This window comes from Bradyrhizobium sp. SZCCHNR1015 (assembly GCF_032489875.1).
Taxonomy (GTDB): domain Bacteria; phylum Pseudomonadota; class Alphaproteobacteria; order Rhizobiales; family Xanthobacteraceae; genus Bradyrhizobium.
This window is the reverse complement of record NZ_JAUEYW010000014.1, coordinates 35,732-60,625: the sequence shown is the minus strand read 5'-3', so window position 1 is coordinate 60,625 and position 24,894 is coordinate 35,732. Positions and strand designations below refer to the sequence as shown.

The 24,894-nt window shown below is 67.5% G+C and carries 26 protein-coding genes and 1 riboswitch; of the genes, 15 read left to right on the top strand and 11 right to left on the bottom strand.

The window, feature by feature from the left end; translation table 11 throughout:
- Positions 1-39 precede the first annotated feature (39 nt).
- On the bottom strand, positions 40-195 hold the full coding sequence (locus QX128_RS23500; protein ID WP_315805110.1) for a hypothetical protein: 156 nt from the start codon (positions 193-195) through the stop codon (positions 40-42).
- 601 nt (positions 196-796) lie between these two features.
- On the opposite strand from QX128_RS23500, the gene QX128_RS23495 reads away from it, so the two are divergent.
- Positions 797-1,186 (top strand): DUF1236 domain-containing protein, encoded by a 390-nt coding sequence (locus QX128_RS23495; RefSeq protein ID WP_315805169.1) that lies wholly within the window; start codon positions 797-799, stop codon positions 1,184-1,186.
- A gap of 57 nt (positions 1,187-1,243) precedes the next feature.
- Here QX128_RS23495 and QX128_RS23490 read toward each other — a convergent pair whose 3' ends face one another.
- From QX128_RS23490 to QX128_RS23480, 3 genes are all read right to left on the bottom strand, one after another.
- A complete protein-coding gene (locus tag QX128_RS23490) occupies positions 1,244-1,597 on the bottom strand; it encodes a VanZ family protein (protein WP_315805111.1) in 354 nt (117 codons plus the stop codon).
- Positions 1,598-1,726: 129 nt separating this feature from the next.
- Complete coding sequence (locus tag QX128_RS23485; protein WP_315805112.1) at positions 1,727-2,326, bottom strand: thiamine pyrophosphate-dependent enzyme; 600 nt, start codon at positions 2,324-2,326, stop codon at positions 1,727-1,729.
- The gene (locus QX128_RS23480; RefSeq protein WP_316238656.1) at positions 2,323-2,874 is read right to left on the bottom strand and encodes a thiamine pyrophosphate-binding protein; all 552 of its coding nucleotides are present in this window, start codon (positions 2,872-2,874) and stop codon (positions 2,323-2,325) included. Before QX128_RS23480 ends, QX128_RS23485 begins: the two co-directional genes overlap by 4 nt.
- Before the next feature lie 149 nt (positions 2,875-3,023).
- On the opposite strand from QX128_RS23480, the gene QX128_RS23475 reads away from it, so the two are divergent.
- Positions 3,024-4,073 carry a hydroxyacid dehydrogenase gene (locus tag QX128_RS23475; protein WP_316238655.1) on the top strand — a complete coding sequence of 350 codons (1,050 nt, stop codon included), beginning with the start codon at positions 3,024-3,026 and terminating at the stop codon, positions 4,071-4,073.
- Between the two features lie 431 nt (positions 4,074-4,504).
- Positions 4,505-4,717, top strand: a complete 213-nt coding sequence (locus QX128_RS23470) for a hypothetical protein (RefSeq protein WP_315805115.1) — start codon at positions 4,505-4,507, stop codon at positions 4,715-4,717.
- Between the two features lie 8 nt (positions 4,718-4,725).
- Here QX128_RS23470 and QX128_RS23465 read toward each other — a convergent pair whose 3' ends face one another.
- Both QX128_RS23465 and QX128_RS23460 read right to left on the bottom strand, forming a co-directional pair.
- A complete protein-coding gene (locus QX128_RS23465; protein ID WP_316238654.1) occupies positions 4,726-5,298 on the bottom strand; it encodes an N-acetyltransferase family protein in 573 nt (190 codons plus the stop codon).
- An 8-nt stretch (positions 5,299-5,306) separates the two neighbouring features.
- Positions 5,307-7,664: an Orn/Lys/Arg decarboxylase N-terminal domain-containing protein gene (locus QX128_RS23460; protein ID WP_316238653.1), complete on the bottom strand. Its 2,358-nt coding sequence runs from the start codon at positions 7,662-7,664 to the stop codon at positions 5,307-5,309.
- A gap of 143 nt (positions 7,665-7,807) precedes the next feature.
- Between QX128_RS23460 and cobT the strand changes: the two genes are divergently transcribed.
- From cobT to cobS, 3 genes are read left to right on the top strand one after another with little or no spacing between them, the layout of a single operon-like run.
- Positions 7,808-8,863 (top strand): nicotinate-nucleotide--dimethylbenzimidazole phosphoribosyltransferase, encoded by a 1,056-nt coding sequence (gene cobT / locus QX128_RS23455; RefSeq protein WP_316238652.1) that lies wholly within the window; start codon positions 7,808-7,810, stop codon positions 8,861-8,863.
- The gene (locus QX128_RS23450; protein ID WP_316238651.1) at positions 8,863-9,456 is read left to right on the top strand and encodes a histidine phosphatase family protein; all 594 of its coding nucleotides are present in this window, start codon (positions 8,863-8,865) and stop codon (positions 9,454-9,456) included. Before cobT ends, QX128_RS23450 begins: the two co-directional genes overlap by 1 nt.
- Complete coding sequence (cobS, locus tag QX128_RS23445) at positions 9,453-10,172, top strand: adenosylcobinamide-GDP ribazoletransferase (RefSeq protein WP_316238650.1); 720 nt, start codon at positions 9,453-9,455, stop codon at positions 10,170-10,172. The genes QX128_RS23450 and cobS overlap by 4 nt, the downstream gene beginning before the upstream one ends.
- On the opposite strand, the gene cobD is transcribed toward cobS, so the two are convergent.
- Positions 10,169-11,221: a threonine-phosphate decarboxylase CobD gene (gene cobD, locus QX128_RS23440; RefSeq protein WP_316238649.1), complete on the bottom strand. Its 1,053-nt coding sequence runs from the start codon at positions 11,219-11,221 to the stop codon at positions 10,169-10,171. The genes cobS and cobD overlap by 4 nt on opposite strands.
- A gap of 37 nt (positions 11,222-11,258) precedes the next feature.
- Between cobD and cbiB the strand changes: the two genes are divergently transcribed.
- Positions 11,259-12,230, top strand: coding sequence for an adenosylcobinamide-phosphate synthase CbiB (gene cbiB, locus QX128_RS23435; protein ID WP_316238648.1), 972 nt, complete (start codon positions 11,259-11,261; stop codon positions 12,228-12,230).
- Here the strand turns inward: cbiB and QX128_RS23430 are convergent.
- The 3 genes from QX128_RS23430 to cobU are packed head-to-tail and all read right to left on the bottom strand — an operon-like array spanning position 12,217 to position 14,876.
- On the bottom strand, positions 12,217-13,710 hold the full coding sequence (locus QX128_RS23430) for a cobyric acid synthase (RefSeq protein WP_316238647.1): 1,494 nt from the start codon (positions 13,708-13,710) through the stop codon (positions 12,217-12,219). The genes cbiB and QX128_RS23430 overlap by 14 nt on opposite strands.
- A 4-nt stretch (positions 13,711-13,714) precedes the next feature.
- Entirely contained in the window at positions 13,715-14,323 is a 609-nt protein-coding gene (gene cobO, locus QX128_RS23425) for a cob(I)yrinic acid a,c-diamide adenosyltransferase (protein ID WP_042339416.1), read from the bottom strand.
- A 16-nt stretch (positions 14,324-14,339) separates the two neighbouring features.
- Positions 14,340-14,876 carry a bifunctional adenosylcobinamide kinase/adenosylcobinamide-phosphate guanylyltransferase gene (cobU, locus tag QX128_RS23420; RefSeq protein ID WP_316238646.1) on the bottom strand — a complete coding sequence of 179 codons (537 nt, stop codon included), beginning with the start codon at positions 14,874-14,876 and terminating at the stop codon, positions 14,340-14,342.
- Between the two features lie 34 nt (positions 14,877-14,910).
- Positions 14,911-15,104, top strand: a riboswitch (cobalamin riboswitch).
- Between the two features lie 118 nt (positions 15,105-15,222).
- Here cobU and QX128_RS23415 point away from each other — a divergent pair.
- The 8 genes from QX128_RS23415 to cobJ are packed head-to-tail and all read left to right on the top strand — an operon-like array spanning position 15,223 to position 24,156.
- A complete protein-coding gene (locus tag QX128_RS23415; RefSeq protein WP_316182768.1) occupies positions 15,223-15,855 on the top strand; it encodes a HupE/UreJ family protein in 633 nt (210 codons plus the stop codon).
- A gap of 3 nt (positions 15,856-15,858) precedes the next feature.
- Positions 15,859-16,254 carry a DUF1636 domain-containing protein gene (locus tag QX128_RS23410; protein ID WP_315805170.1) on the top strand — a complete coding sequence of 132 codons (396 nt, stop codon included), beginning with the start codon at positions 15,859-15,861 and terminating at the stop codon, positions 16,252-16,254.
- A gap of 20 nt (positions 16,255-16,274) precedes the next feature.
- Positions 16,275-17,312, top strand: coding sequence for a cobalamin biosynthesis protein CobW (gene cobW, locus QX128_RS23405; protein ID WP_315718434.1), 1,038 nt, complete (start codon positions 16,275-16,277; stop codon positions 17,310-17,312).
- Between the two features lie 9 nt (positions 17,313-17,321).
- Positions 17,322-20,744, top strand: a complete 3,423-nt coding sequence (gene cobN, locus QX128_RS23400) for a cobaltochelatase subunit CobN (protein WP_316238645.1) — start codon at positions 17,322-17,324, stop codon at positions 20,742-20,744.
- The gene (gene cobG, locus QX128_RS23395) at positions 20,741-22,012 is read left to right on the top strand and encodes a precorrin-3B synthase (protein ID WP_316182771.1); all 1,272 of its coding nucleotides are present in this window, start codon (positions 20,741-20,743) and stop codon (positions 22,010-22,012) included. The genes cobN and cobG overlap by 4 nt, the downstream gene beginning before the upstream one ends.
- Positions 22,005-22,637 (top strand): precorrin-8X methylmutase, encoded by a 633-nt coding sequence (locus QX128_RS23390; protein ID WP_315805129.1) that lies wholly within the window; start codon positions 22,005-22,007, stop codon positions 22,635-22,637. Before cobG ends, QX128_RS23390 begins: the two co-directional genes overlap by 8 nt.
- The gene (locus QX128_RS23385; RefSeq protein ID WP_316238644.1) at positions 22,634-23,392 is read left to right on the top strand and encodes a precorrin-2 C(20)-methyltransferase; all 759 of its coding nucleotides are present in this window, start codon (positions 22,634-22,636) and stop codon (positions 23,390-23,392) included. Before QX128_RS23390 ends, QX128_RS23385 begins: the two co-directional genes overlap by 4 nt.
- Positions 23,389-24,156 (top strand): precorrin-3B C(17)-methyltransferase, encoded by a 768-nt coding sequence (cobJ, locus tag QX128_RS23380; protein ID WP_316238643.1) that lies wholly within the window; start codon positions 23,389-23,391, stop codon positions 24,154-24,156. The genes QX128_RS23385 and cobJ overlap by 4 nt, the downstream gene beginning before the upstream one ends.
- On the opposite strand, the gene QX128_RS23375 is transcribed toward cobJ, so the two are convergent.
- The gene (locus QX128_RS23375; protein ID WP_316238642.1) at positions 24,120-24,893 is read right to left on the bottom strand and encodes a cobalt-precorrin-6A reductase; all 774 of its coding nucleotides are present in this window, start codon (positions 24,891-24,893) and stop codon (positions 24,120-24,122) included. The two genes, cobJ and QX128_RS23375, sit on opposite strands and share 37 nt — an antisense overlap.
- Between the last annotated feature and the right edge of the window lies 1 nt (position 24,894).

Below are 24,894 nucleotides of genomic sequence, written 5' to 3'. Positions count from 1 at the left end.
GCTGGCTCCCCGGCGTCTTCGACGTGCTCGTCGGGCAAATCACCGCCGATCCTGCGCGCAGCCATCGAACTCGCCAAGCGCAGCGCGCGAAACATGCCATGGATGTAGGTCGAAATTCGCTCGTCGGATCAATCCGATGTCGCAGCTCGTCGCTGCCAGGAAAAAATAGTTTTCTTTTTTCCAGAAATCATGCATGATGCACGCATCCTGTCCCGCCGAGAGGGGCGTAGCGCGCGATCGTCACGACACGTGGGGCAGGGATGCGGTGGCCGTGTTGTGTCGCAGCGTGCTCAGCGCATGTGGACGAACGACGCATCACGGACGCGAAGTCGTGTGGTCCTGGCCTCCCGGTGCCGAGGTCAAGTTCGCGACGAGGGCTTGTGCTCTCGCGCGATGCGACGGGGTCAATCAGCCGGTCCCCGAGGAGAGCGCGAAGGAAGCGTTAAGACCGCCGCGCAGGGAATGCCGGTTGATCGGCTTTGCCTGTGGTACCTGCCGCCTGCATTTTTTTCAGCAGGCGGGCCATGGGTGAGGCCTTCACCCGGCATTCCCTGCGCCCTCTCGATGTCATCGAAGGGCGATCGATCGCAGGACTCGGGCGTGATCCGCCGCGAGAGTGCGAACGTGCGCGTGGTTGTTTGAAACGTGAATAGCAACTGAGCCGTCTCTCCGTGCTGTCCACGACTTCGAAGTTTTGTTCCCGCGGACATGATGAAGTTTCGGCCATTTGGAACCGGAACTGCAGCCGATCCCTTGGTGTTGAACGGCATCTCGAACACACTGGAGGAGAGAGATGATGAGAACCCGTCTTGCCGTTTCGCTGATCGCCACCTCGCTGCTGGCATCGACCGCCGCGTTCGCCCAGTCCACGACCGTCGAAGGTGCCGCCAATGGCGCGGCGGCTGGCGGCGCGGTCGCCGGTCCGGTCGGCGCCATGGTCGGCGGTACGGTCGGTGCGGCCGTTGGCGCCGCGGTGGAGATCCCGAATGCGGTGATCACGTCGATCGATGCCGAGCGTGCGCCCTCGGTCGTGGTGCATGAGCGCGTCGTGGTCGGCGAGCCGCTGCCCGCCACCGTCGAACTGCGTCCGGTACCGCGCTACACCGAGTATCGCTATGCGGTCGTCAACGATCGCCGCGTGATCGTCGATCCGCGCACCCGCCGCGTCATCAAGATCATCGAGTGATCTGACATCCTCGCACCGGAAGGCCCTGCCGCAAACCGTGGCGGGGCCTTTCTGCGTTCAGGTGGTCTGGGTGCGGATCTGGCGCGCGAGCCAGTCGAGCGCGGCGGCCAGGCCGAAGCCGATGCAGGCGGTGGTGGCGTCGACGATGAAATCCTCCAGCCGCGCATGACGCCCGGGTGCCAGGAATTGCGCCAGCTCCAGCGCCCCGATCAGGACGACCGCGATCCCTGTGGTCAGCAGCCGATGGCTGCGATAGGCGAGGCCGAAGGCCAGGCCGATCAGGACGAAGGCGAGGGCGTGCTCGCCGTCCTGTCCGAGATGGGAATGCGGCCGGTAGTTCGGCGGGCCCAGCGTCGCGAAGGCGACGGCTGCGGCGAGCAGCCAGGCCGAAAGGCGGAATACGATCTTCATGAGCTCTGCTTAGCACGATCCGGGCTGAGGGCCGGGCTCACAGCGGCTTGAGCCCCTAGTGTAGTTAACGCGGCGCGGGTCGAGGTTCATGGCGTCTCATCTTACCGCGCGGCGCCGTCGCCGGGCTTTTCAGATCGGCTGCCGCACGCCCAACCCCTGCATGAAGCGCTCGCGAATCTGCGCGGGATCGCGCCGGGTGGCGCCGACGCCGGGCTTGTCGTCGATGCGGGCCGCGATCAGCACCGGGCCGGCGGTTCCCAGCGCCAGATCGACGAGGCGTTCGAAATCCTCCTCATCTGCGGCCCAATGGCTGGCGCGAATGCCGCATCCTGCGGCAATGGCTGCGACGTCGGCCTGCCGGGCCGAGGTCGGCTGGCTGCCGGTGATCTGGTAGACGCCGTTGTCCATGACGATGATGGCCAAATTTTTCGGCGCCAGCGTCGCAATCGTGGCGAGGCAGCCGAGCTGCATCAGCAGCGAGCCGTCGCCTTCGAGCGCGAACACCCGGCGCTGCGGCTGCGCCAGCGCGACGCCGAGCGCGATGGGGCAGGCCAGCCCCATGCTGCCGAGCATGTAGAAGTTCTGCGGCCGCGGGCCCGCCGCCCACAGATCGAAATTGGTGTTGCCGATGCCGCCGATGACGGCTTCCTCATGCTTGAGCTTCGCAACCAGCCGACAGGTAAGGTCATGGCGGTTCATGATCTTGGTGTTGAGGATCGGCGCGGTCATGCGAACGCCTTTCCGCCGGTGAGCAGCGGGGAGAGGATCAGCGCCACCGGCGCCTGCGTCGCGACCGCCTGCTTGATCGAGCGGTCGACCATGAAGTCGAGCTCGTCGAGCCGCGTCATGGTGTGATGCTCCATCGCCAGCGCATCGAGCACCGGCCGCATGGTCCGGCACACCAGCGACTGGCCGACATTGAATTCGCCGAGCGTGCCGCGCTCCGACACGAGCATGATGAGCGGGATCTGGCAGGGCACGACCAGCGAGGCCAGCACGTTGGGCAAGGTCGCGAAGCCCGAGGTCTGCATCAGGAGCGCGCCGCGCCGCCCGCCCATCCAGGCGCCGGCGAGAATGCCGACCGCTTCCTCCTCGCGGGCGGTCGCAAACGTCGTGAAGAACGGATCGTCGTGCAGGCTCCGGATCAGCGGCGTCAGGACGCGGTCGGGAACGTAGGGGATGAGATCGACGTCGTTGCGCTTGAACGTCTGCAGCACGATCTCGTGCCAATTCGGCACAGCGGCTGCGGATCGCGCCGCGTCGGCATCGGCGGCCATTGCTGTTCCTCCGGTCGTCCCTGATGGGGCTCTGTTTGGTGCCGAGCTTGACGGCACCGGGACGATTGTCAACATGCCGGCCCGGCCGGTCAGGCATCCGCCTTTCAAGTCCGAAATCAAGAACCAAGATACCAGGAGGTCGCCTGTTCATGGCCGCGAATTCCAAGCGCGTCTTCTACGTCAAATATCTCGCGCACCCGATCTTCAGCGAGCTGCTCGCCGCACGCCCCGACGTCCGGCTCGACCGGCTGGAGAACGAGAGCTCCGAGGCCGAGACGGCGCCGATCCTCGCGGCGGCCCACGTCTACCAGATCGGGGCGGCCCGGGACGAGCTCGCGCCGCGCTTCCATGTCGATGCAGACCTGCTGCGCCGCGCGCCCAACCTGCTGATCGTGTCCAGCAACGGGGCGGGATACGACCCCGTCGATGTCGAGGCCTGCACCGCAGCCGGCGTCCTCGTCGTCAACCAGTCCGGCGGCAACGCGCATTCGGTGGCCGAGCACACGCTCGGCATGATGCTGACCCTGTCGAAGCGCATCATCCAGTCCGACCGCCGGCTGCGCCGGGAGGCGGACGTCAACCGCAACGATCTGATCGGCAACGAGGTGCAGGGGCGGACGATCGGCATCGTCGGACTTGGCAATGTCGGCCGCCGGGTTGCCGAGCTGTGCCGCGGCCTCCTCGGCATGACGGTGCTGGCCTATGACCCCTGTCTCGCGTCGGAGGAGATCGCGGCCCGCGGCGCGGAGAAGGTGGACCTCCATGACCTGATGCGGCGCTCGGATTTCGTCTCGATCAATTGCCCGCTGACGAGAGACAGCCGCGGCATGATCGGCGCCCGGGAGTTTGCGCTGATGCAGCCGCATGCCTATTTCGTCACCACCGCCCGCGGCTTCATCCACGATGAGGAGGCGCTGTTCGCTGCTCTGAGCGAAAAGCGCATCGCCGGCGCCGGGCTCGACGTCTGGGCCAAGGAGCCGCCGCCGCCGGATCATCCGCTGCTCCAATTCGACAACGTGCTGGCGAGCCCGCACACCGCCGGCGTGACGCGGGAGGCGCGGCAGAACATGGGCCGGATCGCGGCCGAGCAACTGCTCGCCGCGCTCGACGGCGGCCGGCCGCCGCGCCTGATCAATCCCGAGGCCTGGCCGCGCTACAGCGCCCGTTTCCGCGAGGCGTTCGGAGTGGCGCCGGGCTAGCCGGGAGAGGGGGAGTTGCGGAGAGAAGATTTCATGCGTCGCAAGCCGCGGGGTGGTAATGAATCTTCTCTCCCGGGCGGCTGCGGCGACGTGGACATTGCTATTTTCCGCGCCGTCTCGACAGCCCGGCGGCGGCTGATCATTTTTTCAGGGGCGCCATGAGCTTAGGCCATTTTTTTCGCTCGGCGCGGAAGGGAAACTGGTCCGATGCGCCGGCTGAACGCTATCCTGAAGTCGACCCATGGCCGCGTCCGTCGCGCCGTCTCGCAGTTCGTCGCGATTGCCGCCGCAAGCCTGCCTTCGGTCGGAGCCTGAGCGCCGGTTCCACGAGCTGCGTCAAATATTTGCGTCGGCCGCTTGATATCGGTCAACAGCGGACGGAGAAGCGCGCTAACATCTCCTCGATCACTGCGTGAGAGGCAGGAGGTTGCATGTCGCGCTACGTCATCCATTTCCTGAAGGACGTGCTGGGCGAGAATGGCCGCCAGTGCGAGATTTGCCAGAGCACGCTGGAGGTTGAGGCCGACAGCGAAGGCGAAGCCGCAGAAATCGCAAAGTCCAGGTTCTGCGAGCAGCAGGAGCTGCGCGACTGGTCGCTGCACGCCGACCGCATCGAGGTGAAGGCGGCCGACTTTCCCTCCTGAGCTGCGGCTCAGTGGCTCAGCCCAGCCGGTGCATCGCGGGCCCCGGGGCCGAGCGAGCGCTGCACCATCACGGTGTCGCACCAGCGGCCGTAGCGGTAGGCGACGCCTGGCAGCAGCCCCACTCTGGCGAACCCGAAGCGTTCGTGAATGCCGAGCGAGGCGACGTTGTCGGCGTCGATATAGCCGATCATCTGCCGATATCCCGCCGCGGCGGAAGCATCGATCAGCGCCTGCATCAGCAGCCGGCCGACACCGCGGCCGAGATGCTCATGGTGGACATAGATCGAATGCTTGACCGCGAACCGATAGGCCGGCCGCTTCCTGAACAGGACGACATAGGCATAGCCCACGACCTCGCCGCGGAATGTCGCAACCAGATGCGGCAGGCGATGATTGCGCAGATTCTTGCGCCGCTGCTTGAGATCGTCCGGCTCCGGCGCGCCGGAACCGGGGGCGCTGTCCTCGACCCCGCGGCGGACATGCCGCCGGTAGATCGAGAGCATGGCCTCGACATCCTCGTCGCGTGACGGCCTGACGAGGACCGGCGGCTCGGTCTCGCCAGCCGTGATCGTGCTGTCCATGGTTCGAATTACTCTGCGCAGACATAGGTATGGAGCCGGACCCGGCCGGACTCGTCGAGCTCCTTGTACAGCCCCTGGATTTCGACGTCGAAGCCGGGATAGGCGTTGAACGCCCGCTCGAACATCTTGAGGTAATCGATCATCGGCTGGGCGCGCGCGGAGAGCCGCTCGCCCGGAACGATGGTAGCGATGCCCGGCGGATAGACCACGAACGGCGTCGTCGCAACGCGCCCGGCGATCTGGTCGATCGGCAGGTAATCGACCTCGTTGCGCATCAGTGCACGCGCTGCCTCACGCGGCGACATCGCGATCTCCGGCAAATGCTGCGGCTGGAACTGCTTTGCCTGCAGCGCGCTCACCTCGGCCTCGCGATAGAACCGATGCATCTCGCCGCAGAGGTCGCGCAGCCGCAGCTTGCCGTAGCGCGCAAAGCGCTTCCGGGTGAACTCCGGAATGGCGTCCTCCAGCAGCACGTTGTCATCGTGGAGCCGCTTGAAGGCGACCAGGCCGCTGATCAGGGTTCCGGCCTTGCTGGCCTCGACACCCGGCGTCAGCAGGAACAGCAGCGAGTTGAGATCGTTCTTCTCCGCCACGATACGGTTCTCGCGCAGATATTGGGCGACGATCGGCGCCGGGATGCCGTGGTCGGCATAGCCGCCCGTGGCGCGATCGAAGCCGGGGGTGAGCAAGGTCAGCTTGTTCGGATCGGTCATGGTGAAGCCGGCGGCCAGATCCGGAAAGCCGTGCCATGCGGCCCCGGGCGCGAGCTGCCAGAGGGACGCGTCGGTCGCGAGTTGGTCGGTCGAGATCGCCTCCCAGGCCACATCGTGGCTGGCTCCGGGATTGGCCGCATCGGGAATCGAGACGCGATCCGGAACGAACGGCTCGAAGAACCAGCGCCGTGCCGGATCCTTCTCCTTCTCCTCGAATTCCCTGCGCATCGCCCGGATCTTCTTGCGCAATTCGATGCCGAGCCGGATCGTGTCGTCCCACAGCACCTCGCCGGAGCGGCCCTTCATCATCTGCGCGCCGACGTCCAGCGAGGCGAACAGCGGATAGAACGGCGATGTCGAGGCGTGCTGCATGAAGCTCTCGTTGAAGCGCCGATGCTCGATCCGCCGCCGCTGCCCCTTGATGTGGCGGTCTTTGACGTGGATCTGCGAGGCCTGGGAGAAGCTCGCGAGCTGCTTGTGGGTCGATTGCGTGGCGATGATGCCTGGTGCGTCGGGTCCGAGATCGCCGAGGCCCATGGCGAAGCGGCCGGCATAGAGCGGGTGGAACTTCATGAACCCCGCCCAGGCCTCGTCGAACATGATGTAGTCGCAGAGGTGGCCGATCCGCTTCAGGATCATCTCGGCGCTGTGGATCGTGCCGTCATAGGTGCACTGCTCGACCACCGCGACGCGGAACGGCCGCTCCTTGCGCCAGGCGTCGGGGTCCTTCACCAGCGGGTTGTCGCGGATTTGTTGCCGCAGGTGCTGCTCGTCGAGCAGGTCCCAGCGCATCGGGCCGATCAGGCCCCAGGGGTTGCGAACTGTCGGGACGTAGATCGGGACGCCGCCCGAGATGAGCAGCGCACCATGATGGGCCGCCTTGTGGTTGTTGCGGTCGAACAGCACGAGGTCACCATCGGTGACCAGCGCGCCCAACACGACCTTGTTGGAGGTCGAGGTGCCGTTGAGGACAAAATAGGTCTTCTCGGCGCCAAAGATTTGCGCCGCTTCCTTCTGCGCGCGCAGCGCCGGTCCCTCATGGGTCAGGAGATCACCGAGATCGAGCACGGAATTGTCGAGGTCGTCGCGGAATACGGCTTCGCCGAGATGCTCGACGAAGATCCGGCCGATCGGGCTGCGGCTGTAGAACACGCCGCCATTGTGTCCGGGACAGGTCCAGAGCTGGTTGCCTTCCTCAGCATAGTCGACCAGCGTGCCGAAGAACGGCGTCTTCAGCGTCTCCGCGTATTGCTTCAGCCGGCTGATCAGGTTCTTGGCGATGAAGGCGGGCGTCTCCTCCGACAGGAAGACATAGCCGTCGATGAAGTCGAGCACCTCGACCGGCAGATCCTCGAACCGCTTGCGGCGGATTAGGAGGATGATCGGGAAGTCCAGTCCGCGCCGGCGCATCAGATTGATCAGCGACGCCGTCTTGCCCTCCAGTCCCTTCTTGCCCCAGTCGACGACCATGCAGCCGATCGCGGCGTCCGTCTGCACCGCGATCTCGGCGTCCTCCAGCTTGCGGGCCCGCACCACCTCGAAGCCCGAGCGCTGGATCTCCTCGATGATCTGGTTGAAGCGGACGCCCGCGAGATCGTCGGTTTCGAACACGGGCGCGGCGAACAGGAAGGTGAAGCGACGGGAATATTCCATGAGAGTCTTTCGGGCTGGGTGGGGCAGCCACCTGTCGTCACGTTCGATGACGGTTCAATGACAATCGGGCACTCACGGAGCTTGTCTCGGCCGTCTCGCGGTGGCAATCGTCCCGAACCCGAGTGACGCTGAAAGGATCCGCGGTGCTTCCTGAATGGATCAGCCTTGATTGTGCGGCCCCGTCCGAACTCTATCGGCAGGCGGCGCTGGAACGCCAGGCGCAGTTGACCAAGCCGTTTGGCGCCCTTGGGCGATTGGAGCAGGTGGCGGTCGAACTGGCGGCGCTGCAGGCCCTGGAACGGCCGGGGGCCGACAGGGTCCCGGTGGTGCTGTTCGCAGGGGATCACGGCATCGCGGCGCAGGGCGTGTCGGCCTATCCGCCGGAAGTGACGGTGCAGATGCTGCACAACTTCGCGGCCGGTGGTGCGGCGATCTCGGTGCTGGCGCGCAGCCTGGGCTGCCCGCTCGAGGTGGTCGACGTCGGGACGCTGGCGCATGAGCCGGTGCCCGGCGTCGTCGTCGACAAGCCACGGCGCGGCACCCGCGATTTCAGCACCGAGGCGGCGCTGACGCCGGAGGAGGTTGCGTTCGCGGTGGAAGCCGGACGGCGCGCGGTGCTGCGGCAGGCCGATCACGCGCCGCAACTCGTGATCTTCGGCGAGATGGGGATCGGCAACACGACGTCGGCGGCAGCGATCGCCGCAGCGCTGCTGTCCTGTGCGCCTGTCGACACCGTCGGCAGCGGCACCGGGCTCGACGCCGACGGGCGGGCCAGGAAGGCCGCGGTGATCGTCGACGCATTGCGGCGACACGGGCTCACGGCGGGAGCGGCCGTCGCGGACATCCTGAAAGCGGTCGGCGGCTTCGAGATCATCGCGATGGCCGGCGCGATCGTCGCCGCCGCGCAGCGGCGCTGGCCGGTGCTGGTCGACGGCTTCATCGTCTCGGTCGCGGCGCTGGTTGCCGTCCGCCTCAATCCGTCCTGCCGTGCGTGGCTGCTGTTCTCGCATCGCTCGGCCGAACGCGGCCACGCCATTGTGCTCGACGCGCTCGGCGCGCGTCCTCTGATCGACCTCGATCTGCGGCTCGGCGAGGCCTCCGGCGCCGCCACCGCGCTGCCGATCATCCGGCTGGCTTGTGCGCTTCACGGGGGCATGGCGACCTTCGCGGAGGCCGCTGTCTCGGGAGCCAAGCCCTGATGCGGATCGATCTGCTGCGGCACGGGACGACGGGGCGGGACGGCCATCTCGACGGCCGTACCGACCCGCCGCTCAGCGACCTCGGCTGGGATCAATTCCGGCGGCAGACGCAGAGCCGGATCTGGCGCAGCGTTGTCAGCTCGCCGTTGGCGCGCGCACGTGCGGCGGCGGAGGACTATGCGCGACAGGCCGGCTGCGCGCTGGACATCGATGCGGACTGGAGCGAGCTCGATTTCGGGCACTGGGACGGGCGAAGCCGCCGTGACCTCGCCGCCGAGCCCGGGGGGAAAGGTTTGCTCGACGCCTTTCATGCTGATCCCACAGTCCGGGCACCGGGCGGTGAGAGCTGGGTCGATCTGCGAGCGCGTGTCACGCGCGCGACTGATCGCATTCTGGCAAAGTCCGAGCCTGCGCCGGTTCTGGTGGTGACGCATGGCGGCGCCGTGCGTGCCGCGCTGTCGCATCTGCTCGGCTGGCCGCTGCGCCAGCTATGGAGCCTGCGTATCTGTCCCGGCACGCGGATCACGCTCGAAGCCGGGCAGGGCGATGATGGTGTAGCTTGGGGCGAAATCGTCGAGATCATCCAGCCATGATGCTTCGTGAATTCTGGATCGCATTGCAGTTCCTGACGCGGCTACCGACACCGCGCGTCGCGGAGTCGCGACCGGATGATCTCGCGCGGGCGTCGGTCTGGTTTCCGGCAGCCGGACTGGTGATTGGCGCCTGTCTGGCGCTGGTCGCCCGTCTTTTTCATGATGCTGATCCGTGGATCGTCGCGCTCGCCGTGCTGGTCGCCTGGATCTGGATCACCGGCGCGCTGCATCTCGACGGGCTCGGCGACGTCGCCGATGCGTTCGGCGCCGCGCATGGCAAGCCCGAGCGCTTCGTCGCCGTGCTCGGCGATCCCCATGCCGGCAGCTTCGCCTTGGTCGCGATATCGCTGCAGATCGCCGCCAAGCTGGTGCTGACCGCCGAGCTGGCCACGGGCCCGACGGCCTGGGCGCTGCTGCTGATCCCGGCTTGGGCACGGCTGGGAACGCTGGTCTGCACCAAGACGCTACTGTCGTTGAAGCCGGGGCTCGGCGCGAGCGTCTCGAACAGCGTCGGTTGGAATGTCATTATCGCGTGGGGCGGCGTGCTCGTGATCGCCGCGCTGGCCGGCGCGGTCCCGACGCTGCTCGCCATCGTGCTCCTGCCGGCGGTCGCGTTCTATTGGCAATGGCGGCTCGGCGGCATCACTGGTGATTGCCATGGCGCCAGCATCGAGGTCACGGAAACGCTGCTGCTTGCCGCCTGCGTGCTCGGCTAGAAGGCGCCGCCGAGCGCCTGCGCCAGCCGCTGCCACTCGGACTCATCGCCCGGCAGGCCGAAGCGCAGCCAGTTCGGCTGAGCCGGAAAACGCCGGACGTGGATGCCGTGCCGGGCGAGCCGCTCGGCCAATGCGGCAGCATTCGCGTTCTCGACCAGCCTGAACAGGGGTGTTCCGCCAAGAGCCCTGGAACCGAGGCTGTGAATTTGGCAGCCGGACGCGGTCAGCATCGTATCGAGCCGTTGTCCGTCGGACACCAGCCTCACGCGTGCGTCCCGCAGCCATTGGTCGTCAGCCAGAGCAATCGAACCTATCGCAAGCGCAGGTCCAGACACGGCCCATGGACCCAGCGCACGGCGCAATTGATCGGCCAGGTCCTGGGAAGTTATGGCAAAGCCGAGCCTCAATCCTGCCAGGCCGTAAGCCTTTCCGAACGATCGCAACACCAGAGTGGCTGGTGGCAAGTTCGGAATCAGGCTCGCCTCCACGGGACAGAAATCAGCAAAAGCTTCGTCTACCACAAGCAGGCCGTTGCGACGCGCGAGCGTCACGCCGAGCAAGTGGAGCGTGGCGCGTGGCAGCAATCGTCCAGTGGGATTGTTCGGGTTGACCACAATGGCGACGTCTGCTTCCGCCAGCGCATCGACCTTGTCGACCAAACGCACTCGGTGACCGCAGCGGCGCCAGCAGAGCTCATGTTCTTCGTAGGTCGGCGCAAACACAGCGACCGAACTTGAAGCGCGCAGGCGCGGCAGAATCTGCAGCAGCGCTTGGGTGCCTGCGGCCACAACAATCGATGCGGGTGTCCGCAGGCGGTACCGTGCAGCGGCAACGGACAGCAGCGCGTCCTCGTCGGGCTTGCTGGGCAACCGTGTCCAGCTCTCAGCCGGGACCGTCGGCACGGGGTAAGGGATCGGATTGATGCCGGTCGACAGATCGATCCACGGCAGCGGTGCGTCCGGGTAGAGACGGCTGACCGCAGCGAGATCGCCGCCGTGAAGGATCGCTTCCGGCTCATCCTTATGCGTGCTAGTCGCTCTGTCGTCCATCTCGTTCCTTTACATGCCTTTCCTTAAGCGGAGATCGATGTTCGTCTCTCTCGCGCTCACGGCGCTCCTCGTCGAGGCGGCGGTCGGCTATCCCCAGGTGCTGGTGCAGCGGATCGGACATCCCGTGATGTGGATGGGCGCGCTGATAGCATGGGGGGACCGCCGCTGGAACAGGGCAGCAGACAGCTTTGCCGCACGATGCGCGCGCGGCATTGCGCTCGTGTGCCTGCTCGTCGTCGGGATGATGGCCACCGGCCTCATTGCAACATGGGTCGTGCAGGCGCTCGTCGGCGAGCCGGTTGCAACCATCATCCTTGGTGTGGCGGCAAGCAGCCTGCTGGCCCAGCGCAGTCTCGATACGCATGTCGCCGCGGTCGCAGAGGGGTTGGAGCAGCAGGGACTCGACGGCGGCCGCCGGGCCGTGGCGATGATCGTCGGCCGCGATCCCGAGCGGCTGGATGAAGCCGGCGTCGCGCGGGCTGCGGTCGAGAGCCTGGCTGAGAACTTCTCCGATGGCGTCGTTGCGCCGTTGTTCTGGCTGGTTATCGGCGGACTGCCGGGCATCCTGATCTACAAGACTCTCAACACCGCCGACAGCATGATCGGTCATCTCTCTGACCGTCACCGCGCGTTCGGCTGGGCGGCGGCGCGGCTCGATGATCTCGTCAACTTGCCGGCCTCGCGCCTGTCCGCGCTGTGGATCGCAGCCGCTGCGGTCTGCATCCCCAACGCCTCGGCTTCGGCCGCACTGCGAGACGTTGCACGCGATGCATCGAAGCATCGTTCGCCCAATGCCGGCTGGCCGGAAGCGGCGATGGCCGGTGCGCTTGGATTACGCCTGGCAGGGCCGCGCGTCTATCACGGTCATCTCGTCACCGATGCCTGGATGGGAGACGGGCGCGCCGATCTCGACGCGTCCGACATCCGGCGTGCCCTGCGGCTGTATCGGCTGGCGTGTCTGGTTCAGGCGGCGGTCGTCGCAGGCCTCGTCCTGGTCAGGATCCTGTAGTCGCCACGGGGGGCGCGGGTTTGCTCGCCAATGCCAGGATACGATCAACGTCGACGTAGCGCTCGAGATGCGCCGCGAGTGCATCCAACGTTGTGTCCACATCGGTCTCATAAGAGAGGCCGCTGGTCGTCGCACCGAGGCCGCGCAGCCAATGGCTGCGCAGGCCATCGTCGGCGAACAGACTATGCACGTAGCAGCCGGCTACCAGGCCATCAGGCGCGATGGCGCCATCGCGACGACCGTCGGAGAAGGTCAGGAAGGGGCGCTGTGTCGCTGGTCCCTCCGTGCGGCCGATGTGCATCTCGTAGCCGCGGAACGGCAATTGACCGTCCATCAGCGTGCCCTGGACCTCGCGCAACGCCTTGTCATCCGTCAGGGTCGTTTCGACGTCGAGCAGCCCAAGTCCCGTGACGGAACCAGATGCCCCCTCGTGTCCGTCGGGATCGCTGATCATGCGTCCGAGCATCTGATAGCCGCCGCAGATGCCGAGCACGCGGCCGCCGCGGCGCAGATGCGCGATGAGATCGATGTCCCAGCCGGCGTCACGCAGGGCTGCGAGATCGGCGATCGTCGCCTTCGAGCCCGGCAGGATCACGATCGATGCGTCGCCGGGAATTGGCGTGCCCGGCCGCAGGAACTGCAGATCGATTCCATCTTCCAGTCGCAACGGATCGAACTCGTCGAAATTGGAAATGCGGGGGTAGGCGAGGATGACGACCTTCGGCCGTTGTCCTCCCGATGATCCGCGTTCAGCCAGTCCGAGCGCATCCTCGGCGGGCAGGCGGCGCGCATCGGAAAAATGCGGAATGAGCCCGAGCGACGTCCAGCCCGTCCGCTGCGCGATCTCGTTGATGCCCGACGCGAATAACGCCGGATCGCCGCGGAACTTGTTGACGAGGAAACCCGCGATGCGTGCGGCATCCGCGGGCGCGATCACCGCCTGGGTGCCGACCAGGCTCGCAATGACGCCGCCGCGGTCGATGTCGCCGATCAGCACCACCGGAATCTGCACCGCCTGGGCAAAACCCATGTTGGCGATATCGCCGGCGCGCAGGTTGATCTCGGAGGCGGAGCCGGCGCCTTCGACCAGCACGATGTCGGCATCGGCAGCCAGATGGTGAAAGCTCTCGAGCACCGTATTCATCAATTGCGGCTTCATCGCCTGATAGGCCGATGCCTTGGCGTTGCCGATCACGCGGCCCTGCACCACGACCTGCGACCCGATCTCGCTCTGCGGCTTCAGCAGCACCGGGTTCATGTGCACCGTCATCGGCCGCCGCGCCGCGCGCGCCTGCAGCGCCTGGGCGCGGCCGATCTCGCCGCCATCCGTGGTGACGGCGGCGTTGTTCGACATGTTCTGCGGCTTGAACGGCGCCACTTTTAGGCCGCGCAAGGTCAGCGCACGCGCGAGCCCCGCGACGATCAGCGATTTGCCGACGTCGGAGCCGGTGCCCTGGAACATGATGGCGCGCGCGCTCATGAGCCTAGTACTCGATGCCTTCCTGCGCCTTCACGCCGGCCGCGAAATGATGCTTCACGAGGTTCATCTCGGTGACGAGATCGGCGGCCTCGATCAGCTCCGGCTTGGCGTTGCGGCCGGTGACGACGACGTGCAGATCGGGACGGCGCCCTGCGAGCGTGGCGACGACGTCGGCGATATCAAGATGATCGTAGCGCAGCGCGATGTTGAGCTCATCGAGGACGAGCAGCCGGATCGACGGATCCGCCATCAGCTCCTTTGCCTTGGCCCAGGCGCGCTCGGCCGCGGCGACGTCGCGCGCGCGATCCTGGGTTTCCCACGTAAAACCTTCGCCGAGCGTGTGCCACGACACCTGGTCGCCGAACGTCTCGATGGCCTTGCGCTCGCCGGTCTCCCACGCGCCCTTGCCGAATTGCACGACGCCAATGCGAAAGCCGCGGCCGATCGCGCGCAGCATCAGGCCCCACGCCGCCGTCGATTTGCCCTTGCCCTTGCCGGTGTGAACGATGAGCAGGCCCTTCTCCACGGTCTTGGAGGCGACCTCGGCATCCTGCACCGCCTTGCGGTTCTCCATCTTCGCCTTGTGGCGGGAATCGTCGGCGCTTTCGGTCACGGGCATGTTCTCCTTGTCACTTCAAAGTCAGCGGCAGTCCTGCCGCCATCAGGATCACGCGATCGGCCACGGCCGCGACGTCCTGGTTCAGTCGACCCTGGGCGTCGCGAAAGGCGCGCGCCAGCGCATTGTCCGGCACGATGCCCAGCCCGACTTCGTTGGACACGGCCACGATGGGGCCATTCGCGCTCCTGAGCGCATCGATCAGCTCGGCACATCTGGCCGGTACGTCCATGTCGGCGAGCATCACATTGCTGAGCCAGAGCGTCAGGCAATCGATCAGCATCGGCGTGCCCGAATCTCCATGTGCCCGGACGAGGCTAGCGAGATCATGCGAGGTCTCCAGCGTCTGCCATCCCTCGGTGCGGCGCGCCTTGTGCTGGGCGATCCGGTCGGTCATTTCGGCGTCGAACGCCTGCGCCGTCGCAACATAGGTCCAGGGCGGCGGAAGGGCGGTGACGAGCGCCTCGGCATGGCGGCTCTTGCCCGAGCGCGCGCCGCCGAGCACCAGCGTCAGGCGCGGCAGGACGGGGTGCGGCGGGGCAGGGGCCATGGGGACGATTCCGATTGACGGGCTTTGGCGCGACCCGTATCTAACAGATGACGGTTCTCCGAAAGGAGAGATTTAGGGAACACGGTGCGGGTTCTTGACCCAAGGCCGTGGCTGCCCCCGCAACTGTAATCGGCGAGTGTGAGGCCAAGACACCACTGGGAAACCGGGAAGGTGGCCTGATGCAGCGACCCGAGAGCCAGGAGACCTGCCGTCGACATTGCTGTTGGCCGACCCGTCGCGCGGGGAGTCGCGATGCTGGTTCTGATCCCGCCGGGATGGGCGGGATGCCGTCGGATGCAGCGCATCGTCCGGTCCTCTGGGGAGCCGGCAAGCGACGGAGACGGCCATGAAGTTGACCCGTACCACGACCTTTGCAGCCGCGAGCCTGTTGCTGCTCGCCGCCGATCCCGCCTTCGCGCATCACATGATGGGCGGCAAGCTGCCGCAGACGTTTGCGCAGGGGATGCTGTCCGGCCTCGGCCATCCCATCATCGGAATCGACCATCTGGCGGCGATCGTGGGCGCAGGCATCGTTGCAGCTCTTCTGGGCCGCGGCTTCGCGCCGGTGCTCGCCTTCACCACCGCGATGATCGCGGGCGTCGGCCTGCATGTGGCCAAGGCCAACATCCCCGCTGCCGAGCTGCTGGTCGGCCTGACCACCGCCGTGGTTGGGCTGGTGGTGGTGATGCGTGGGCGTTTCGGCGTGTTGCCGGTTGCCGGCCTGTTCGCCGTGACCGGCCTCGTCCACGGATATGCGCTGGGTGAATCGATCGTCGGCGCCGAGAACTCTCCGCTTGGAGCCTATCTCGCCGGGCTGCTCGTGATCCAGACCGTCATCGCGGCCGGTGCGTTCCTCGGCACCAGGCTGCTGTCGGCGAAGGCCAAGGCGGCTGCGCCGCTGGCGCTGCGGCTCGCGGGCGCTGCCATCGTGCTGGTGGGCGGCGTTGCCGCCGCAACGGCCGCCGGCGTGATCGGCTGATTGATGATCGCATCGGAGACTGGAGAGACGACGCTGTTCGTCTGCGTCACCTGCCGCACGCAGGCGCCTGAAGCTGCGCCGCCGGACGAGCCGCGGGCCGGTGCCCGTTTGCTCGCAGCCATCGAGACGGTGCCGGCCGCGCAGCGCGCCGGCGTCACCGTTGTCGGTGTCGAGTGCCTGTCGAACTGCAATCGTGCGTGCACGGTTGCGGTGACAGCGCCGGGCAAATGGACCTATGTGCTCGGCGCGCTCGATCCGGATCTGCATGCGCGGGATGTGCTGGCATTCGCGCAGCTGCATCAGCGCCATGATGCGGGCCTGCCGGCCTGGCGCGAGCGCCCGGAATACATCCGCAAGAACACCGTCGCGCGCGTGCCTGCGCTGTCGGCGCCACGCTGAAACCGAGAGATCGCATCGCCATGACGAAGTCGTTCGCCAAGACGCCTTGCACCATCGTCACCGGTTTTCTCGGCGCCGGCAAGACGACGCTGGTGCGCAATCTGATCGAGACCGCGAACGGCCGCCGGCTCGCCATCATCGTCAACGAGTTCGGCGACGTCGGCATCGACGGCGACATCCTGAAGGGCTGCGGCGTGCCGGACTGTCCGGAGGATCGCATCGTCGAGCTGTCGAACGGCTGTCTGTGCTGCACCGTCGCCGACGATTTCGTGCCCGCGCTCAGGAGCCTGCTGGATCAGAAGGAGCCGCCGGAGCATATCGTGATCGAGACCTCGGGGCTGGCGCTGCCGAAGCCGCTGGTGCAGGCCTTCAACTGGCCCGAGATCGCGACGCGTGTCACGGTCGACGGCGTCGTGGCGGTCGTCGACGGCCCGGCGGTGGTTGCGGGCCGCTTCGCCGACGATCCGGAAGCGCTCGCGGCGCAGCGCGCCACCGATGCCTCGCTCGATCACGACAACCCGCTGGAGGAGGTCTACGAGGACCAGCTGCTGTGCGCCGATCTCGTCGTGATGAACAAGAGCGATCTGATGAGCGAGGAGCAGCGCAAGGATGTCGCCGCCGAGATCGCCGCCAAGGTGCAGCGCGCGGTCAAGGTGATCGCGACCGAGCATGGCAGGCTGTCGGCGTCGGTGCTGCTCGGGCTCGGCGCCGCAGCGGAGGACGATCTCGCCGCCCGGCCGTCGCATCACGACAACGAGGCCGAGCATGATCACGACGATTTTGAGAGCTTCGTGCTCGACGTCCCGGCGCAGGCCTCACCCGATGCGCTCGTCGACCGGATCGCGGCCGCCGTCGATGCGCATGATGTCTTGCGGGTGAAAGGGTTCGTGGAAGTTGCCGGCAAGCCGCTGCGCCTCCTGGTGCAGGCCGTGGGCAGCCGCATTCAGCACCAGTTCGAGCGCCCGTGGCGCTCGGGCGAATCGCGGCAGGGGCGGTTGGTGATCATCGGCGAGCGCGGCCTCGATGCCGCCGCCATCCAGAGCCTGATCACAGGGTAGGCGTCACCGATGCACCTGCTGGCGACAACGGGCGGGGATCTCGACGACCTCGAACAGGCCGTGGATCTTGCGCAGTCGCCGGCCGAGATCGTCGTGCTGTCGTTCTCGGACACCGACCTGTCGGCGTTGGCCGAAGCCTGGACCGCGACGTCGACCGAGCTGCCCAGCCTGCGCCTCGCCAGCCTGAAGCGGCTGAAGCATCCGATGTCGGTCGATCTCTATGTCGACCGCGTCGTGCTCGGGGCGCGCGCCGTCGTCGTGCGTTGTCTCGGTGGGCTCGACTATTGGCGCTACGGGCTGGAGCGCATCGCGTCGACCTGCCGCAGCAGCAACATTCTGTTCGCGGCGCTGCCGGGCGATGATCGCGCCGACGACCGGCTCGATGCGCTCTCGACCTTGCCGCACGACGCGACGTCGCGGCTTTACGGCTATCTGCACGAGGGCGGCGTCGGCAATGCGCGCGAGGCGCTGCGTTATCTCGCGCGCCTGCTTGGCCGTGACGCGCCGTTTGCCGAGCCGATCGCGATCGGTCCGATCGTCGGCTTTACGCGCGACCGCGGCGCGGTCGGCATCGATGACCTCTGCAGCCACGATGATGCACGGCCGAGCGCGCTGATCGTGTTCTACCGTGCGAGCCTGCTCGCCGCCGATACGGCCGGGATTGCGGAATTGATGCGTTCGATCGAAGCCGAAGGGCTGGCGGCGGTCGCGGTCGCGGTGACCAGCCTGAAGGATCCCAGCATCGGCGATGCGCTGGCGCGACTGGTCCGGCACCGGCGTCCTGCGGTCATCTTGAACGCGACCGCGTTCTCGGCGCAGCGTGAGGACGGCACAACGGCGCTCGACCTCGCGGACGCGCCGGTTCTGCAGATCATCCAGGCGCAGAGCACCGAGGACGCGTGGGCTTCCTCGGCGCGTGGACTGTCGCCGACGGACCTTGCGATGAATGTCGTGCTGCCGGAGCTCGACGGCCGGCTGCTGGCGCGCCCGATTGCGTTCAAGGGTGAGGCGCCGGCGGACGAGCGTCTGCAGTTCAGCGCGATGCGTTATGTGCCTCAACAGGACCGTATTGCTTACGTCGCCCGGCTCGCGGCGCGATGGGCGCAATTGCGCGCGCTGCCGGCCAGCGAACGGCGCGTGGTGCTGATGCTGTCCGATTATCCGGCGCGCGGCGGCCGCCGCGGCTATGCGGTCGGTCTCGACACCAGCGCAAGCGCGGCCGCGATCGCGCGGCTGTTGGCGGACAGCGGGTACGACATCGGCCGCGCAGCGCCGATCGCCGACGACATCGAAGCGCTGCTGCGGGACCAGGCAGATGAGCTCGTCGTGCCGCTCGCGACCTATCGGTCCGCGCTGGCGCTGTTGCCGGATGATCTGCAGCGCGCCTTGCACGATACCTGGGGAGAGGCGGATGTCGACCCGGCATTCCGGGATGGCGCGTTCCGTTTCCCGGTGCTGCGTACAGGAAAACTTCTGATTTTGTTGCAGCCGGATCGTGGCCATCGCGCCGACCGCAAGTCCGGCTATCACGACACCAGCGTGCCGCCGCGGCACGCTTTCGTCGCGCTCTACGCGCATCTTCGTGAGGCCGAGCGGATCGATGCGCTGATTCATCTGGGTGCGCATGGCACGCTGGAATGGCTGCCGGGCAAGGCGCTGGCGCTGTCGAACGTGTGCTGGCCGGAGGCCGTGCTGGGCCCGTTGCCGGTGATCTATCCCTTCATCGTCAACAATCCCGGCGAAGCGATGCAGGCCAAGCGGCGGTTGTCGGCACTGACGCTCGGGCATCTGACGCCGCCGCTGTCGCATGCCGGCCTGCACGGACCCTTGCTGGAGCTGGAGGGGCTGGTCGAGGAGTATGCCGAGGCGGATGGTCTCGACAAACGCCGCTTGAAGCTGCTCGAGGAGGAGATCGTCGCGCGGGCCTGGCAGAGCGGCTTGGCCGCCGATTGCGGGCTCGACCGTGCCATGGCCGGACGCGAGGCGATCGCGCAGCTCGATGCGCAGCTCTGCGACATCAAGGAGCTCGCGGTGCGTGACCGCCTGCACGTGTTCGGGCAGGCGCCCGACACGGCGGCGACCGGCCTGTTGGCCGATGCGATCATTGCGGCCGCGGGACAGGCGGCAGCAACTATCGATCGCGCCGACATCGCAGCCCGGATTGACGGGAGCGCGGCGGCCGAGCGCAGCGCGTTGCTCGCCGCGCTCGATGGCCGGCGCGTCGCCGCCGGTCCCGCCGGCGCGCCGAGCCGCGGCCGTCTCGACGTGCTGCCCACGGGCCGCAATCTGACCGCGATCGACCCGCGCGCGATTCCGACCCGCACTGCGGCTCTGGTTGGCCAGCGCGCCGCCGACGAGGTGATCCGGCGCTATCTGCAGGACCATGGCGACTATCCGCGCGCGCTCATGCTCGATCTCTGGGCGTCAGCATCGCTGCGTACCGGCGGTGACGATCTGGCCCAGGCCTTGGCTTATCTCGGCGTGCGGCCGCGCTGGGATCTCAACTCCAATCGCGTCACGGGCGTCGATGTGCTGCCGTTGGCGATGCTCGATCGCCCGCGCATCGATGCGACGCTGCGGATCTCGGGGCTGTTCCGCGACCTGTTCGAAGCGCAGATCGCGCTGTTCGATCTCGCCGTGCAGAAGGTGGCGGCGCTCGACGAGGACGATGCCGACAATCCGCTGGCCGCGGCCCGGCGGCGTGGCGAGAGCCTGGCGCGCGTGTTCGGCGGCGCGCCCGGCAGCTACGGCGCCGTTGCCGCCGATCTCGCGCTCGGGATGGACTGGACGAGCCGGTCGCAGCTCGGCGAGGCGTATCTTGAGAGCACCGCTTACAGTTTCGGCGGAGCGCATGACGGCGTGTCGGCCTCCGACACGTTTCGCGCCCGCGTCCGCAGCGCCGATGCCCTCGTGCATCCGCAGGACGATCGTGAGCGCGACCTGCTCGATGGCGAGGAGGTCGCCGATTTCGCCGGAGGTTTTGCCGCCGCCGCAGCGTCGCTTGGCGCGTCGCCCGCGCTGCTGCATCTCGACACCAGCCGTCCGGAGGCGCCGACGGCGCGGAGCTTCAGCGAGGAGATTGCCCGCGTGGTCCGCGGCCGTCTCGCCAATCCGCGGTGGATCAACGGAATGCTCGCTCACGGCTATCGCGGCGTGGCCGAGATCGCGCAGGGCGTCGACGCGCTCTATGCCTTTGCGGCCACCTCCGATGCCGTCGCCGAGCACCTGTTCGATCTGGCGCATGGCGCGCTGCTGCGTGACGAAGCTGTGCTGGACGGCATGGTCGCGCGCAATCCTGCGGCCGTCGCCGCGATCGTCTCGCGGTTCGAGGATGCGCTGCGCCGGCGGCTTTGGGTGCCGCGCCGCAATGCGGTCGCTGACGAGATCGTGCAGGCTCGCGCGCGCCTCACGCAAAAGGAGAGCGTGTCGTGAGCGCCGCGGTCGAGATCAAGGGCTGGTGTCCGGGCGCGCGGCGTCCGATGCCGAGCGGCGACGGGTTGATCGTTCGCGTCCGGCCGCATGGCGGCGCGCTGCCGGTGTCGACGCTGCGCGAGCTTGCCGAGGCCGCGCGGCGTTACGGCAACGGCGAGATCGACCTCACGCGCCGCGCCAATCTGCAGATACGTGGCGTATCGTCCGAGACGCTCGTGCCTCTGTGGGAGCTGATGGCATCACTCGGCCTGCTCGATGACAGCGCCGAGCGCGAAGCCATCCGCAACATCGTCGTCAATCCGCTGGCGGGACACGACCCGGCCGAACGGGCCGACATGCGACCCGTCGCGGCCGAGCTGGAGACGTTGCTGGCCTCGGATCAGACGCTCCATGCGCTGCCGCCCAAGTTCGGCTTTGCGCTGGACGGCGGCGGCCGGCTGCCGCTGACGGAGCTCGCCGCGGATGTTCGTCTCGTCGCCTGTGGCGGCACTCGGGGGAGGCGTGTCGCCGTCGGCATTGCGGGTTCCGATGATCCCGTGTGGCTCGGAACGACAGCCGTGATCGACGCGGCATCGACGGCCGTTCACCTCGCGCGGCTGGTGCTGCAACTTAGCCCCACGCGCCGCTCCGCGACGTTGCCGCCGTCCGCGATCGCCGCGGTCAGCGCAGAGCTGAACCTTGACGTTTCCGACATCGCGCCACCGTCAGCCGCCATGGGGCAGCGACATTGCGGCGTCATTGCTCTCACGGATCAAACCTGCGCCGTCGGTCTCGGCGTGCCGTTCGGCCGCATCGATAGCGACGCGCTGGCGCGGCTTACGGCCGTGCTCGCGGCACATGATGTCGCCGAGGTCCGCCTGTCACCATGGCGCGCGCTATATGTCGTCGCGGGCGCCGTGAGTGCAGGGCAATTGGTGGCGGACGCAGCCCGGCTCGGCCTGGTCGTCGACGACGCCGATCCACTGATGCGCATCGACGCCTGCTCGGGCGCCGGCTGCTGTCCGTCCACGGAATTGGCGACGCGGCAGCATGCCCGCATGATCGCCGATGCGATGGCCCGGACGGGATTCAACGGCACGCTGCACGTCTCCGGCTGCGCCAAGGGCTGTGCACGGTCGGCGGCTGCCGACATCGTGCTGGTCGGCGAGGCCAAAGGTTATCACATCGTCCGCCACGGCACGGTGAAGAGCGAGCCCTGCGGCATGCTCGATCCCGCCGAGATCGACGGCGACGGGTTGTTCGAAACGAAAGAAAAGGCCGATGTCTGAGCTCCGCGACTACATCAAGGACGGCGCGGAGATCTACCGCCGCTCGTTCGCGACCATCCGCGCCGAGGCCGACCTGTCGCGCTTCCAGGGACTGGAAGAGAAGATCGCCGTGCGCATCGTCCATGCCTGCGGCATGGTCGAGATCACCTCCGACATCGCGATGTCCGAACATTTCGCCGCGGAGGCGCGGGCGGCGCTCGATGGCGGCGCGCCGATCCTGTGCGATGCCAAGATGGTGGCGCAGGGGATCACGCGGGCGCGGCTGCGGGAGAAGAACGAGATCATCTGCACGCTCGAGGCACCCGAGGTGCCCGCGCTTGCCGCGAAGCTTGGGACCACCCGATCCGCCGCGGCGCTGGAGCTGTGGCGGCCGCATCTCGGCGGCGCGCTGGTGGCGATCGGCAATGCGCCGACGTCGTTGTTTCATCTGCTCGACATGCTCGATCAGGGCGCGCCGCGACCGGCTGCGGTGATCGGGACGGCGGTTGGGTTCGTTGGAGCGCGGGAGTCCAAGGAGGCGCTCGCGGCCGATGGCCGGGTGCCGTATCTGATCGTGAAGGGCCGCAAGGGCGGCAGCGCGATGGCGGTCGCGGCGGTGAATGCCATCGCGAGCGACGTCGAATGAGCCTCTTAGACACCATCGCGGGCTCGGCTCATCCCGGCACGCTGTACGGCATCGGCGTCGGTCCGGGCGACGTTCGCTATCTGACCTTGCGTGCCGCCGGCCTGGTCCGGTCCGTCGATGTGGTGGCGTTCTTTGCCAAGCGCGGCATGGAAGGCAACGCGCGGCGGATCGTGACGCCCTTGATGGAAGCCGGCCGCCACGAGCTGCGGCTCGAATATCCGGTCACGGAGGAACTGCCCGTCGCCGACCCGTCCTATCAGTCAGAGATCGCCGATTTCTATCGGCGCGCGTCGGACAGGATCACCGCGCATCTGGCGGCGGGGCGATCGGTCGGTCTGCTGTCGGAAGGCGATCCGTTCTTCTACGGCTCGTTCATGCATATGTGGCGGCGACTGGAGCACGATCATCCGGTCGAGGTGGTGCCGGGCGTCACCGGCATGTCCGGCTGCTGGACAAAGGCCAATGTTCCGATCACCTGGGGCGACGACGTCCTCTCGGTGCTGCCGGGCACGTTGGGCGAGGACGTCCTGCATGATCGGCTGACGCGTTGCGAGGCTGCCGTGATCATGAAGGTCGGGCGCAACCTCGCCAAGGTGAAGCGCGCGATCATCAGCGCCGGATTGCTCGATCGCGCGCTCTATGTCGAGCGCGGCACGATGGAGGCGCAGCGCGTCGCGCCGCTGGCCGAGGTGGAGCTGGACCGCGGTCCCTATTTCTCGATGATCCTGATCCCCGGGCAGGGGCGACGGCTATGACGGGCACGCTGACCATCGTGGGCGTCGGCCCGGGGCGGGCCGAATTGATCACGCCCGCCGCCGCGGCCGCCATCGCAAGCGCGACCGATCTGATCGGCTATGGACCGTATCTCGACAGGGTGACCTCGACGAGTCCGGGCCAGATCCGGCACGCCAGCGACAATCGCGTCGAGCTCGACCGTGCGCGCCACGCACTGGCGCTCGCACGCGACGGCAAGCAGGTCGTGGTGGTGTCGGGCGGTGATCCCGGCGTGTTCGCGATGGCCGCGGCGGTGTTCGAGGCGGTCGAGGCGGGACCGCCGGCTTGGCGCGACCTCGACATCCGCGTCGAGCCTGGCGTCACCGCCATGCTGGCGGCCGCGGCTGAGGTCGGGGCGCCGCTCGGCGGCGACTTCTGCGCGATCTCGCTGTCCGACAATCTCAAGAGCTGGACGACCATCCGTCGCCGCCTCGAGGCGGCCGCCGCGGCCGATTTCGTCATTGCGCTCTATAATCCGCTGTCCAAGGCGCGGCCTCATCAGCTGGGCGAGGCGTTCGCGCTGCTGCGCCAGATCAAGCCGGCTTCGACCGTCGTGGTCATGGTGCGGGCCGCGGGCAGTGGTGATGTCGGGCGGATCATCACCACCTTGGGCGAGGTCGATCCCGGCAAGGCGGACATGCGCACGCTCGTGCTGATCGGATCGACCGCCACGCGCCTGATCGCGCGCGAGGGAAAGTCGCCGTTTGTCTATACGCTGCGCCGTGAGGTCGAGGGCGGCGCATGAGTCAGTTGTGCCTCCAGCCACTGCAATGCGGCTCGCGCGCCGTCCAGCGCGATGCCATGCGGCTTGTCGGGTCTTGCGATCATCACCACGGGAATCGCGAGCCGCCGCGCGGCTGCGATCTTCGGATACGTGGCCGCGCCTCCGGAGTTCTTCGATACCACAAAGGCGATGCGCTCTTGGGTCAGAAAGGCTTGCTCTGTCGGCTCGTCGAACGGCCCGCGATCGTGGACGAAGCGAATGTCGGGCGGCAACGCGACGTCGCCAGGCGGGTCGATGGTTCGCGCGACGTAGTGGTGCTGCGGGGCTGCTGCGAAGGCTGCGAGCTCCAGGCGGCCAAGACTGAGGAATACACGCGCCGGATCCGTTCCGAGCGCGGAAGCCGCGTCGTCGGCACTGCCGACCTCGATCCAGCGGTCGCCGGCCTGGCGTTGCCAGGCCACGCGCCGGATCGACGCCAGCGGCACCGACAGCGCATGGCAGCCTGCAACCGCATGGCGCGAGATCTGGTCGGCGTAGGGATGCGTGGCATCGATGACGGCGTCGATCGCATGATCCCGCAGCCAGGCTTCCAGTCCGGCGATGCCGCCGAAGCCGCCGATGCGCGTCGGCAGCGGCTGCGGTCTGGGCGCGGCGGTGCGGCCGGCGAGCGACAGCGTCGCTGCGAACCGGTCGTCGCCGGCGAGCAGCCGCGCCAGCTCCGAAGCCTCGGTCGTCCCGCCAAGAATGAGAATACGCATG